A 12,551-nucleotide genomic window follows, 5' to 3' on the forward strand; every position below is an offset into this window, starting at 1 on the left:
AAGTTAGCCACTCATGGAATTCATCAAAACGGTGATGTTCGGGTGTTGACCGCAAAACAAATGCGCGCAATCAATGCAGAATCAACAGTAAAGGCACGACGATGGATACTCGCACTCCGGAATGAAAAGTGGATGTGTGGATCTGCCGCAAAGTGCGCCGGTGTTTCCGCGATTTTGTTGCCTCGACTCCCAGCCAGGTGGCCAGCTTCTCGGCGTAGTGATAGCGCTTGCTGGCGCTGGCCCGCCTTGGGTACTTGGGCTCGCTCTCTTCCGACCGCAGGTGCTTCTTTATTGTGTTGCGAGCCAGGCCTGTACGCCTTGAGATCTCGCGAATGGACATCTGATCTCGCAATGCCCAACGCCTGATGACATTCAATGTCGCCACGTCTATCACTCCTAATTTCTCCTGCTTTTAAAACAAGCAGGGTAGTGCCTACGTGGGTCAGTTTTGGATGGAAATTACTGCGCTAAATGGGTCAGATTTCGATGGAATTCAACAGGTAGACATACGAACTAGCGCATGCGCGTAAACGATCGTAGTTAAAGAGCATGCCTTGGGGCGAGTCTAGCTGGACCATAATTATTCGCGCGGCTACTTTCCCTTACATGGGGTGAAAACATGGGGTGAAACGCAAGCCTCAGAAACGAAAAAACCCTTAAAAATCAAAGATCTTTAAGGGCCTTGCGTATCTGGCGGAGAGGGTGGGATTCGAACCCACGGTACCTTGCGGTACGCCTGATTTCGAGTCAGGTACATTCGGCCACTCTGCCACCTCTCCAGTGTGGAAAACGGATTCTAACAGCTGTAGCCGGCCTACTTTGCGGCTGGAGCCAGCACCTTGATGCCGCCCATGTACGGTTGCAGCACTTCCGGCACGGTGACTGAGCCATCAGCGAGCTGGTAGTTCTCCAGCACGGCAACCAGGGTGCGGCCTACGGCCAGGCCGGAGCCATTGAGGGTGTGCACAAACTCGTTCTTGCCTTGCGCGTTCTTGAAGCGGGCCTGCAGGCGGCGGGCCTGGAAGGCTTCGCAGTTGGAGACCGAGCTGATTTCGCGGTAGGTGTTTTGTGCGGGGAGCCACACTTCCAGGTCATAGGTCTTGGCGGCGCCAAAGCCCATGTCGCCGGTGCACAGCAGCATGACGCGATACGGTAGGCCGAGCTTTTGCAAAATGGCTTCGGCGTGGCCCGTCATGGCTTCAAGCGCTTCGTAGCTTTTGTCGGGGTGGGTGATCTGCACCATTTCGACCTTGTCGAACTGGTGTTGGCGGATCATGCCGCGGGTGTCGCGGCCGTAGCTTCCGGCTTCGGACCTGAAGCACGGCGTGTGCGCGGTGTACTGAAGCGGCAAGTCAGCCTCGGCGACGATTTCATCGCGCACGAAGTTGGTCAGCGGCACCTCCGACGTGGGGATCAGGTACAGCGCGGTGCTTTCGGCTTCGGCTGCGCCCTCTTGCCCGCCTTTCTTGGCGGCAAACAGGTCTTCTTCAAACTTGGGCAACTGGCCGGTGCCGCGCAGCGAATCGCCGTTGACGATGTAGGGCGTGTAGCACTCGGTGTAACCATGCTCGGCGGTTTGCACGTCGAGCATGAACTGCGCAAGCGCGCGATGCAGGCGCGCCAGCGGGCCTTTCATCACGGTAAAACGCGAACCGGTCAGCTTGGTGCCGAGTTCAAAGTCCAGCCCCAGGGGCTGACCCACATCGACATGGTCTTTCACTTCAAAAGCGAAAGCCGGCGGCTCGCCGCCCGGGCCTTCGATCGGGGCCCATTTGCGTACTTCGACATTGCCGGCTTCGCCCGCGCCTTGCGGCACGCTTTCATGCGGCAGGTTGGGCACAGCCAGCAGCAGAGTTTGCATGTCGGTCTGGATCTGGTCCAGCCGCGCGGCGGACGATTCGAGCTCGGCCTTGGAAGCACTCACCTGCGCCATGATGGCGCTGGCGTCTTCACCCTTGGACTTGAGCTGGCCGATCTGCTTGGACAGCGTGTTGCGCTGGTTCTGCAACTCTTCGGTGCGGATCTGCAGGGCCTTGCGTTCGGCCTCCAGCGCCTGGAAGGCTTCCACGTTCAGGAAGGCTTGCGGGGTTTTACGGGTCTCCAGCCGGGCGATGGCCGACGGCAGGTCTTTGCGAAGCAGGTTGATATCTAGCATGGGGCCATTGTATTTTGTGCAGCTGCGATCACCAGAGCCCGTTCAGCTCAGTTCAGGCTGGCCGGGTCCAGATTGGCACCGCAGATGATGAGGCAGACTTTTTCGTCGGCGCGCGGGCAGTAGCGGCCGCTTTGCAGCGCGGCCAGCGGCAGGGCCGCCGCGGGCTCGACGGCCAGCTTCAGTTCTTTCCAGAGCCACAGCTGCGCGGCGCGTATCGATTCGTCGGTCAGCAGCAGCGCATCACGCACATGGGCCTGCGTGGCATCCCAGGCCAGGCTGCCGATGCGTTTGGCGCCCAGTGAGTCGGCGGCGATGCCGCCAACGGCCACGTCCACCGGCTCACCAGCCTCACGGGCTTTGTACAAAGTGGGCGCCAGCTCAGGCTCCAGCGCCACCACACGGCTGCGCCGCTCAAACCAGCTGGCCACACCGCCAATCAGGCCGCCGCCACCCACGCTGACCAGCACGGCATCGGGCACACCGCCCTGCTGCTCGATCTCTGCGGCCATCGTGCCAGCGCCGGCAAGTACTTCGGGCTGGTCATAGGCATGTGTCAGCAGCGCGCCGGTTTCCTGCTGGCGCGCCAGGCAGGCTTTCAGCGCGTCGGCGTACGCCGCTCCCGTCACCACCACCTCGGCGCCCAGCGCGGCCAGCTTGGCGCGCTTGGCGGGGGTCGACACCTCAGGCACAAAGACTTCGCAGCGCACGCCCAGCTCGCGGGCCGCGGCGGCTGTGGCAATGCCCGCGTTGCCGCCGGAAGCCACGATCACGCCGCTGGCCGGAATGGGATTGGACAGCAGGCGGTTGAGCATGCCGCGCGCCTTGAAGCTGCCGCCGGTTTGCAGGTGTTCGAGCTTGAGCCAGACCTCAGCGCATTCCACGCCCAGCGCCTTGCCAGGCAGCTTCCACAGCGGTGTTTTATGAATAAAGTGGCTGTAGCCCGCTTCGAACTTGCGCAAGCAGCTCTCAATTTGATAGCGATTGGTCATATGGAAAAAAGAAGAAATCAGGTCAGAGCTGATGCAGCTGGCTGTCATTGACTTCCAGCATCTGGCCCTGCGCATCGAGCTTCAGGCCCTTGGGCAGCGGGAACTTGATGGTCTCCTCAATGCCTTCCATCTTGCGCACCGACACAGCGCCCAGCGCCTTGATGCGGTCTATCACCTGCTTGACGAGAATTTCGGGCGCCGAAGCACCTGCCGTGAGGCCGACCCGGCCCTTGCCCTCAAACCACGACTCCTTCAGCTCGCTGGCGTCGTCCACCATATAGGCCTCGGTGCCCAGCTTGGCGGCCAGCTCGCGCAGGCGGTTGCTGTTGGAGCTGGTCGGGCTGCCGACCACGATGAGGATGTCCACCTGCGGGCTCAGCACCTTGACGGCGTCCTGCCGGTTCTGCGTGGCGTAGCAGATGTCCTGGTGTTTGGGTTCGCGCACTTGCGGAAAGCGCGCCTTTACCGCCGCACTGATCTCGGCCGCGTCGTCCACGCTCAGCGTGGTCTGCGTGACGACTGCCAGGCGTTCGGTCTGGGCAGGGCTGATGCGCCACACGTCGGCCACGTCTTCCACCAGGTGGATGCCGCTGTCGAGCTGGCCCATGGTGCCTTCGACCTCGGGGTGGCCCTTGTGGCCGATCATGATGAACTCGTAGCCCTCTTTGTGCAGCTTGGCCACTTCCACATGTACCTTGGTCACCAGCGGGCAGGTGGCGTCAAAAATCTGGAAGCCGCGGCGCTCGGCCTCTTTCTGGATGGCCTGGCTCACGCCGTGCGCGCTGAACACCAGCGTGGCGCCCGGGGGCACGTCGTCGAGCTCTTCAATAAAGATCGCGCCTTTTTCCTTGAGGTCGTTGACGACATAGGTGTTGTGCACGATCTCGTGGCGCACGTATATCGGCCTGCCGAATTTCGTTAATGCCCGCTCGACGATTTCGATGGCACGGTCGACGCCGGCGCAGAAACCCCTCGGTTCCGCGAGAAGGATTTCCTGGGGAAGCAATCTGGATTCAGTCATAACACCCCAATCACTTGCACTTCAAACACCACCGGCTGGCCTGCCAGCGGATGGTTGAAGTCGAACTGCACCGCGTCGCCGCCCTCTTTGACCTGCTGCACAGCGCCAGCGTACTGGCCCATGCCATCCGGCGTGGGAAACTGCACCACATCGCCCACTTTGTACTTCTCATCCGGGTCGCCCAGTTCGTTGAGCAGCTTGCGCGCCACCCACTGCACCAGCTCCGGGTTGCGGTCGCCAAACGCAACGCCTGCGGGCAACTCAAACGTTGTGCGCGTGCCTTCGGGCAGGCCAATCAGCCGCTGCTCAATGGCCGGAGAGAGCTCGCCCGTACCCAGGCTCAGGGTGGCGGGCTTGCCGTCAAAGGTGTTGATGATGTCCGCGCCCGGTTTGCCGTCCACGGAGGGCCCGGCCATGCGGTAGTGCAGGGTCAGGAACGAGCCTTGCTGGACAAGGGTTGCTTCGGGGGATTCCACGGTGGACATAGGGCTTTCGGGGCCAGGCGGGCAGCCGGCAACGGTTTGTAAAGGGAGGATCAGCCCCCTATTGTAGAAAGCCGGGAGTGACCAGGCCGATCACCGGTTTTTCCGGAGGTTTTTGGAGGTTTGTTCCCCAATTCCACGGCAAGCAGCCAGTCTGCCGCTTGTGGCGGGGTTTTCGCCAGCGCCCGATGCGGATGACTGGCATGCTTTCTGCTGACTCACTTCCATGGACACTGCCATCACATCCCCACACACGCCAGCCCCGCCGGCCGGCCCGGATCACGACCTGCGGATTGACCCGCAGCGCCTCTGGGCCTCACTCATGGATCTCGCTGCCGTGGGGGCGACAGAAAAAGGCGGTGTATGCCGGCTGGCCCTGACCGAGCTTGACCGCCAGGGGCGCGCGCTCTTCGTGCGCTGGGCAACCGAAGCAGGCTGCACGCTGCGCGTGGATGCCATCGGCAACCTGTTCGCGCGCCGCGAGGGGCAGGACCCTTCGCTTCCTGCCGTTGCCACCGGCAGCCATATCGACACCCAGCCTACCGGCGGCAAGTTCGACGGGAACTACGGTGTACTGGCCGGGCTGGAAGTGCTGCGCACGCTCAACGACGCGGGCATACGCACCGTCGCGCCGCTGGAAGTCTGCGTCTGGACCAACGAGGAAGGCTCGCGTTTCGTGCCGGTGATGATGGGCTCGGGTGTCTACGCCGGCGCTTTCACCCTGCAGTCAGCGCTTGAGGCCGCCGACCGCGACGGTATCCGCGTCGGCGAGGCACTCCAGGCCATCGGGTTTGACGGCACGGCGCCCGCTGCGGTGAACGACGGTGCACCGCGCTTCGGCGCCTATTTTGAGGCCCACATCGAACAGGGACCGGTGCTCGAAGATGCCGACATTCCGCTGGGTGTGGTCACCGGTGCGCTTGGCCAGCGCTGGTATGACGTGGTGGTCACCGGCCAGGAAGCGCATGCCGGCCCCACCCCGATGACATTGCGGCGCGATGCCCTGCAGGGCGCCACCGGCCTCATGCAGGCCGTGCGCAGCATCGCATTGGACGAACAGCCTGACGGCCGCGGCACCGTGGGCTATGTGCAGGTGCATCCCAATTCGCGCAATGTGATCCCGGGCCGCGTGACCTTCACTGTGGACTTCCGCCACGGCAACGACGAAGGCCTGAGCCGCATGGACGGGCGCTTGCGCCATGCCTGCGCCGCACTCAGCCAGTCAGGCGGCCTCACGGTCGGGATTGAGCAGACCGTGTACTACCCGCCGGCACGCTTCGCCGAGCCGCTGGTGGCTGCCGTGCGCGAAGGCGCGAAGCGCATGGGCCTGGCCCACCTGGACATCGTGAGCGGTGCCGGCCACGACGCCGTGTACGTCGCCCGCACCGCGCCGGCCGCCATGATTTTTGTCCCCTGCAAAGACGGCATCTCGCACAACGAGATCGAAGACGCCAAGCCGGAACACCTGGCAGCCGGCGCCAACGTGCTGCTGCACGCGATGCTCGACCAGGCGGGTGTGGCCGCAGCATGAAGGTACTCGCGCCGCAGCCGCTGACGCCAGACGCATTTGCGCCCTACGGCACCGTGGTGCAGGTGCCGGCCGGCGCCGAAGGCCACGCCATTAACGGCGGGACATCCGAGCGCTTCGACCTGATCGGCGACCTGCAGCTTGATGCAGACGGAGGGCGGCCGATGCTGGCGATATTTCGCGCACAGGCGCGGCGCTTTCCCCATGCAGTCGATGAAATGGAGTGCCATGCGCTGGGCAGCCAGACTTTTGTGCCACTGGGCGAGCGCCGCTTTGTCATCGTGGTGGCGCCGGCCGGCGCGCCGCCTTCTGGCGATACGCTGGCCGCCTTCATCACCGACGGCTGCCAGGGCGTGGCGCTTGCGCCCGGCACCTGGCACCACGCCTTGCTGGCGGTAGACGCAGGCGATTTTGTGGTGCTTGAGCGCGCCGCGGCAGCCGTCGACTGTGGCACCTGCCGGCTGCAACAACCCGTGACGGTTGCAGCGCTTGCATGAACCGCTTGAACTGCATAAGCTGCATGAACTACGCAACTGCCTGAAGGAACCCGGCCTGTGGTTCGCATTGGATTGATCTCCGACACCCATGGCCTCCTGAGGCCGGAAGCCCTCGCGTTCCTGCGCGGATGCGATCACATCATCCATGCCGGGGATATCTGCGAGCCGGGCGTCCTCGAAGCGCTGGCAACGCTGGCGCCGGTGACGGCGGTGCGCGGCAACAATGACCGGGGCGCCTGGGCCGACGCCCTGCCCGTCTCGACATGGCTGAACATCGGCGAAGTCACGATCCATGTGATCCACGATCTTGCAGAGCTGGACATCGACCCGGCCGCAGCGGGTGTGCAGGTGGTCGTGTCGGGCCATTCGCACCAGCCCCTGATCGAGGAGCGCGAAGGCGTGTTGTTCGTGAATCCCGGCAGTGCCGGTCCGCGCCGCTTCAGGCTCCCGATCACCCTTGCCGAACTCCAGATCGACGGCCCTGCCATCAACCCGCGCATAGAAAAGATTCAGGCAGAGATTCAGGCCGTCGAGACAGACTGAAGGCGCCCTTTAGCTATCAAATCAATAGCTGGTCGCGCATGTTCTACATGGTCTGGGGGCTGATTCTTCTTAAGAAAATCAAAAATATTCGGCATCAAGCCTCAATGTGCTGCGCCAGTGCCACCAGCGCCCGGTCCGAGCCCGCCGGCCCGAGCAGTGACAGGCCCAGTGGGGCGCCCTCACGCTGGGCCAGAGGCATCGACAGCTGCGGAAAACCGCTCAGGCCGGCGATGCACAGCAGCCGGATGGCGCGGTTGCGGTAGTCCTCCAGCCCGGCCTCGCCTTCGCTGCGCAACGGCGCAATGTCGGGCATGGTCGGCATCAGCAATACGCCGTCGCTGCCAAGCAGCGCGGCCAGGTGGCTGCGAAAGGCCGCGCGAAAAGCACGGCCCGCGCTGACCTGCGCATCCGTCACATCACGCGACCAGGCAAAGCGCTCGGCCACGCCCGGCCCCAGCGGCGGCGCGTAGCGCTCAATCAGCGGCCCGTCGGTCAGCCAGGCCTCGTGCGCCTGTACGTACCGGAAATTCCAGTACATCGCATCGAAGGACTCCAGCGCCACGGTGGTGCCCTGCGCAGTGCCGAGCACGCCCTGCACCCGTTCGACGGCGCCCTGCAACGCAACGGCCGCCGCCGGCACGGCCAGCGACCACACGTCTTCAGGATGCAGCAGCCGCACGCGACCTGGCAGCGCGGCGGCATCGGGGCCAAGCAACACGTCGGCCACCCGTGCGAAGGTGTGAATATCCCGCGCGAACCAGCCGCAGGTGTCCAGGCTGGGCGCCAGGTCCAGCGCGCCCTCCAGGCTGATGCGGCCATGCGTTGGGCGCAGCCCATACAGCCCGCAGTGATTGGCCGGCGCCCGCACGGAGCCGCCGGTGTCCGTGCCCAGCGCGAAATCGCACAGGCCCGAAGACACAGCCGAGGCCGAGCCTGATGAACTGCCGCCGGTGATGCGGTCTTTGGCGGCGCCGTTGATGGGGGCGCCGAAGTGCGCGTTATTGCCGTTCATCGAAAAGGCCAGCTCATCCGTGACCGTCTTGCCGGAAAACCGCGCGCCTGCATCGAGCAGCCGCTGCACGGTGGGCGCGGTACGCGTCTTGATGCCGGACATCGCCAGCACAAAAGGGCTGCCGCCACCTGTGGGATAGCCCGCCACATCGAACAGGTCCTTCACGCCGAAGCTGAAATCCGACAGCGGGCCGGTGGCAGCGCGCGGCACCGGAGCGTCGGGATAGGGAACGAAGGCGTGGACGGGGTCGTGCAGGGGCATAACGTGAAGGCGGTGATCAGGCGACCAGGGTGGGCGCAATCGCCGCGGCGGCATCGGTGTGGATGCAGCGTGCACGGTGGTTCGGCGCCAGCTCGACCACCGGCGGCTGCGCGGCGCGGCAGGCCTCAGTGGCCAGTGCGCAGCGCTCGGCAAAGGCACAGCCGGGCGGCAGCGCCGACAGGTCGGGCGGCGCGCCGCCTATGGTTTCCAGCCGGGTGCCACGTGCCAGCGCGCCGTGCGCCCGGCTCTTGAGCAGCGCGATCGTGTAGGGATGGCGCGGTGAGCGGATCAGCTCGCGCGCCGTGCCTTCTTCGACGATGCGGCCCGCGTACATCACGGCGATGCGGTCGGCCACCTCGACGGCCGCGCCGATATCGTGCGTCACGAAGATCACCGACAGGCCCAGGTCACGCTGCAGCTCGCGCAGCAGCAGCAAAATCTGGATCTGCACGGTCGCGTCGAGCGCGGTGGTCGGCTCGTCGGCCAGCAGGAGCTGCGGCTTGCAGGCCAGCGCCAGCGCGATCATCGCGCGCTGGCGCATGCCGCCCGACATCTCGTGCGGATAGGCCGCAAGGCGCCGCTCGGGGCTGGGGATGCGCACGCGCTCGAACAGCGCCAGCGCGCGCTGGTGCGCTTCAGCCTTGCCCACACGCTCATGCCGGCGTATCGACTCCATGATCTGGGCCCCCACCGAATAGACCGGGTCCAGCGCCAGCAGCGGCTCCTGGAAGATCATCGAGGCGACCTTGCCGCGGAAGTCGTCGAGCTCGCCGGTTGACATGGCGAGCACATCACGCCCGGCCACCTGCACCTGGCCGCCCATGCGGGTGCGGCGCTCGGGGTGCAGGCGCAGCAGGGTGCGCATGGTCACGCTCTTGCCAGAACCGGATTCGCCGATCAGCGCAACCACCTCGCCGCGCTGCACCTCCAGGCTCACGCCGCTCACGGCCTGCACGGGCTTGCGCCCGCCGCTGAATGTCACGCTGAGGTCCTTCAGGCGAACCATCGGCTCGCAAGAGGAAGGAAACGAGGAAGAGGAAGAAGAGGCGTTCGCAGTCATGGGGTCACGCCGCCCTGGCCAGCGGTGCAGCATCCGGGTGTCCGCTGCCGGGTTCGTGGATCAGGCAACTCACGGCGTGCTGTGCGCCGGTGGCGATGCGCGCCGGCACCACCTGGCTGCACACCGGCGCGGCCAGTGCACAGCGCGGGTGAAAGCGGCAGCCCGAGGGCGGGTTGATCGGGTTCGGCGGGTCACCGGCCAGCGCCGCTTCTTCGGTGCGGTGGTCCGGGTCCATTGAGGGCATCGACGACAGCAGCGCGCGTGTGTAGGGATGGGCCGGCGCGTCGTACAGTGCATCGGCCGGGCCGATTTCGGCAACCTGGCCAAGGTACATCACCATCACGCGGTCGCTCACGTAGCGCACCACATTGAGATCGTGGCTGATAAAGACATAGGTCAGGCCGAACTCGGCCTTCAGGTCGAGCAGCAGGTTGATGACCTGCGCCTCGACCGATTTGTCGAGCGCCGACACCGCTTCATCAAGAATCACCATGCGCGGCTGCAGCGCCAGCGCACGCGCAATATTGACGCGCTGGCGCTGCCCGCCCGACAACTCGTGCGGGTAGCGCTCGGCAAAACGCTGCGGCTCCAGGCCCACGCGCGCCAGCAGGTCGCGTGCGCGCGCAATCGCCTCGCGCCTGGGCACGTTGTGCACCTGCGGGCCGAAGGCAATCGAGTCTTCGATCGTGAGCCGCGGGTTAAGCGAAGCGTAGCTGTCCTGGAAGACCATCTGCACCTGGCGCCTGAACTCCTTGAGCGGCAGGTCGCGGCCGCCGACGGTTCGCCCGTCGAAGACAACCTCGCCGCCGGTAGGCGCGATCAGCTGCATCAACAACCGCGCCGTGGTCGACTTGCCGCAGCCTGACTCGCCGACAACCCCCAGCGTCTCACCTTTGAACACTTCGAAATCGACACCGTCGACGGCGCGCACCACACCGCCACCACGGCCCAGCGGATCCTTCTTGAGCGGGAAGTGCTTGACCAGCCCGGAAATCGTGAGCAAGGGCTGCGCGGGGCCTCCGACGTCGTTCATTGCGTCCATGGTTTCAGCCCTTGTTGTCCATGGCGGAGCGCAGACCGTCGGACAGGATGTTGAATGAGATGGAGGTGATGAAGATCATCGCCCCGGGCAGTGCCGCGACCCAGGGCTGCACATAGATCGCGGTGCGCAGCGTGTTGAGCATCAGGCCCCACTCCGGCTCCGGCGGTTTCACGCCGAGCCCAAGGAAAGACAGGCCCGAGGCGAGGATCATGGAGACCGCGATCAGGCTGGTGGCGTAAACAAAAATCGGCCCCAGCACATTGCCCAGAACATGCACCCGCACAATGGTGAAGGGGCCGGCACCCGAGGCCCTGGCCGCCTCCACATAGTCGCGGTTACGCACCTGCGTGGTCACGCTTTCGGCCACCCGCGCAATCTGCGGAATAAACACGATGGTCAGCGAAATCAGGGAGTTGACGATGCCCGCACCCAGCACGCCGGACAGTGCAATGGCCAGCAACACTGACGGAAAGGCATAAAACACATCGATGGTGCGCATGATGGCGGTGTTGATGAATCCGCCTGCGTAGCCGGCCAGGATGCCGATCGTCGAGCCGACGGCAAAGGCACAGACCACGGGCGTGATGCCGATGAAAAGCGAGAGCCGTGCGCCCACGATCAGGCGCGACAGCATGTCGCGGCCGAGTTCGTCACTGCCCAGCGGCAGGCCTTCGGTGCCGATCGGCTTGAGCCGCTTGAGCATTGACGAGGCGTAGGGATCTGCCGGCGCGAGCCATGGGCCGAACACCGCCAGGCTGATCAGCAGCAGCACCACAAAAGCAGCGGCCATTGCGACCGGGTCGCGCGTGAAGCGCAGCATGGCCGAGGTCCAGTAGCCGCGAGAACGCTGCATGGGCAGCGGCTTCACATCGACGGCAGCAGTGGAGGCGCTGGATGCGCTGGAAGTGGCGGTCACGGTGCTCATGGTCATGCCCTGGCGATGCGGGGGTCCAGCAACGTTTGCAGCACATCGACCAGCAGGTTCAGCACCACGAAGAACAGCGCCAGCACCAGAATCGTCCCTTGCAGGAGCGGCAGGTCACGCTGGAAGATGGCGGAGTTCAGAAGAAAGCCGGTGCCCGGCCAGGAAAACACGGTCTCGATCAGGATGGAGCCGCCCAGCAGGTAACCCAGTTGCAGGCCCATCACGGCCAGCGCCGTGGGGGCGGCGTTTTTCACCATGTGGCGGAACACGCCGAAGTGCGTGAGGCCCTTGGCGCGCAGGCCGACGATGAATTCCTGGTCAAGAATGTCGGCCACCAGCGCACGCACCGTGCGCGCGATGATGCCCATCGGGATCACCGACATCGTGATCGCCGGCAGGACCAGGAACTGGATGTGCTCCCAGTCCCAGGCCCAGTCGCTCGATCCACCCGGGCCGGCGCCTGTGGCCGGCAACAGCATCAGCTGCGAGCTGAAGACGATCACCATCACCATGCCCAGCCAGTAGTGCGGCACACTCACGCCCAGCACCGACAGCATCGAGGCCAGCCGGTCGACCCAGGAGTTGCGGAAGTAGCCGGCCACAAAACCGAACAGGCAGCCCAGCACAAAGCCGATGAAAGTGGCCACCACCGCCAGGCGCAGCGTATTGCCGACCGCGGTCATGACCTCGCCGGCAACCGCACGGTTGCTCGCGATCGACACGCCCAGGTCGCCGTGCATGGCGCGCCATACCCACATCGCGAACTGCTCGGGCAGCGAGCGGTTAAAGCCATAGAGCTCGCGCAGTTGCGCCTGCAGGTCGGCCGATGCGTCCGGCGGCAGGATGGACACCAGCGGATCGCCAGGCGCGAGATGCACCAGAAGAAAACACACGAGTGCCACGCCGACCATGATCGGCAAGGCGTAGATAACACGACGCAGGAAGTAGGCAAGCATGGGCTGGCGTTGAAAGCTGGCTCGAATAAGGAACGAGAGAACGGGAAAGCGAAAAAACGAGGAAGCGAGAGCGATAAAAG

The 12,551-nt window shown here is 64.6% G+C and carries 12 protein-coding genes, 1 tRNA gene and 1 pseudogene; 3 read left to right on the forward strand and 11 right to left on the reverse strand.

Going from position 1 to position 12,551, the window contains the following annotated elements; genetic code table 11:
• Window positions 1-136: 136 nt before the first annotated feature.
• From AC1DU8_RS16550 to AC1DU8_RS16575, 6 genes and pseudogenes are all read right to left on the reverse strand, one after another.
• Window positions 137-394, reverse strand: a pseudogene (locus AC1DU8_RS16550) (IS21 family transposase); the annotation flags it as partial.
• A 297-nt stretch (window positions 395-691) separates the two neighbouring features.
• Window positions 692-779 (reverse strand) — tRNA-Ser (locus AC1DU8_RS16555).
• A 35-nt stretch (window positions 780-814) separates the two neighbouring features.
• Window positions 815-2,155: a serine--tRNA ligase gene (gene serS / locus AC1DU8_RS16560; RefSeq protein ID WP_477666124.1), complete on the reverse strand. Its 1,341-nt coding sequence runs from the start codon at window positions 2,153-2,155 to the stop codon at window positions 815-817.
• 47 nt (window positions 2,156-2,202) lie between these two features.
• Window positions 2,203-3,144, reverse strand: coding sequence for a threonine/serine dehydratase (locus AC1DU8_RS16565; RefSeq protein ID WP_477726996.1), 942 nt, complete (start codon window positions 3,142-3,144; stop codon window positions 2,203-2,205).
• 22 nt (window positions 3,145-3,166) lie between these two features.
• The gene (gene ispH / locus AC1DU8_RS16570; RefSeq protein ID WP_477666122.1) at window positions 3,167-4,165 is read right to left on the reverse strand and encodes a 4-hydroxy-3-methylbut-2-enyl diphosphate reductase; all 999 of its coding nucleotides are present in this window, start codon (window positions 4,163-4,165) and stop codon (window positions 3,167-3,169) included.
• On the reverse strand, window positions 4,162-4,650 hold the full coding sequence (locus AC1DU8_RS16575) for an FKBP-type peptidyl-prolyl cis-trans isomerase (RefSeq protein ID WP_477689988.1): 489 nt from the start codon (window positions 4,648-4,650) through the stop codon (window positions 4,162-4,164). The genes ispH and AC1DU8_RS16575 overlap by 4 nt, the downstream gene beginning before the upstream one ends.
• 223 nt (window positions 4,651-4,873) lie before the next feature.
• Between AC1DU8_RS16575 and AC1DU8_RS16580 the strand changes: the two genes are divergently transcribed.
• Genes AC1DU8_RS16580 through AC1DU8_RS16590 form a run of 3 tightly spaced genes read left to right on the forward strand, consistent with a single transcriptional unit; the run spans window position 4,874 to window position 7,215 of the window.
• A complete protein-coding gene (locus AC1DU8_RS16580; RefSeq protein WP_457279575.1) occupies window positions 4,874-6,178 on the forward strand; it encodes a Zn-dependent hydrolase in 1,305 nt (434 codons plus the stop codon).
• The gene (locus tag AC1DU8_RS16585; RefSeq protein ID WP_457279576.1) at window positions 6,175-6,672 is read left to right on the forward strand and encodes an ureidoglycolate lyase; all 498 of its coding nucleotides are present in this window, start codon (window positions 6,175-6,177) and stop codon (window positions 6,670-6,672) included. Before AC1DU8_RS16580 ends, AC1DU8_RS16585 begins: the two co-directional genes overlap by 4 nt.
• A gap of 57 nt (window positions 6,673-6,729) precedes the next feature.
• Window positions 6,730-7,215 carry a metallophosphoesterase family protein gene (locus AC1DU8_RS16590; RefSeq protein ID WP_457279577.1) on the forward strand — a complete coding sequence of 162 codons (486 nt, stop codon included), beginning with the start codon at window positions 6,730-6,732 and terminating at the stop codon, window positions 7,213-7,215.
• 94 nt (window positions 7,216-7,309) lie between these two features.
• Here AC1DU8_RS16590 and AC1DU8_RS16595 read toward each other — a convergent pair whose 3' ends face one another.
• Genes AC1DU8_RS16595 through AC1DU8_RS16615 form a run of 5 tightly spaced genes read right to left on the reverse strand, consistent with a single transcriptional unit; the run spans window position 7,310 to window position 12,471 of the window.
• Window positions 7,310-8,488: an amidase gene (locus AC1DU8_RS16595; protein WP_477726997.1), complete on the reverse strand. Its 1,179-nt coding sequence runs from the start codon at window positions 8,486-8,488 to the stop codon at window positions 7,310-7,312.
• Between the two features lie 16 nt (window positions 8,489-8,504).
• A complete protein-coding gene (locus AC1DU8_RS16600; RefSeq protein WP_477666386.1) occupies window positions 8,505-9,494 on the reverse strand; it encodes an ABC transporter ATP-binding protein in 990 nt (329 codons plus the stop codon).
• Window positions 9,495-9,552: 58 nt separating this feature from the next.
• Window positions 9,553-10,590, reverse strand: a complete 1,038-nt coding sequence (locus AC1DU8_RS16605) for an ABC transporter ATP-binding protein (protein WP_457279579.1) — start codon at window positions 10,588-10,590, stop codon at window positions 9,553-9,555.
• A gap of 4 nt (window positions 10,591-10,594) precedes the next feature.
• A complete protein-coding gene (locus AC1DU8_RS16610; protein ID WP_457279580.1) occupies window positions 10,595-11,515 on the reverse strand; it encodes an ABC transporter permease in 921 nt (306 codons plus the stop codon).
• A gap of 2 nt (window positions 11,516-11,517) precedes the next feature.
• On the reverse strand, window positions 11,518-12,471 hold the full coding sequence (locus AC1DU8_RS16615) for an ABC transporter permease (RefSeq protein ID WP_457279581.1): 954 nt from the start codon (window positions 12,469-12,471) through the stop codon (window positions 11,518-11,520).
• Between the last annotated feature and the right edge of the window lie 80 nt (window positions 12,472-12,551).

The organism is Polaromonas sp. P3_A5 (assembly GCF_056403055.1).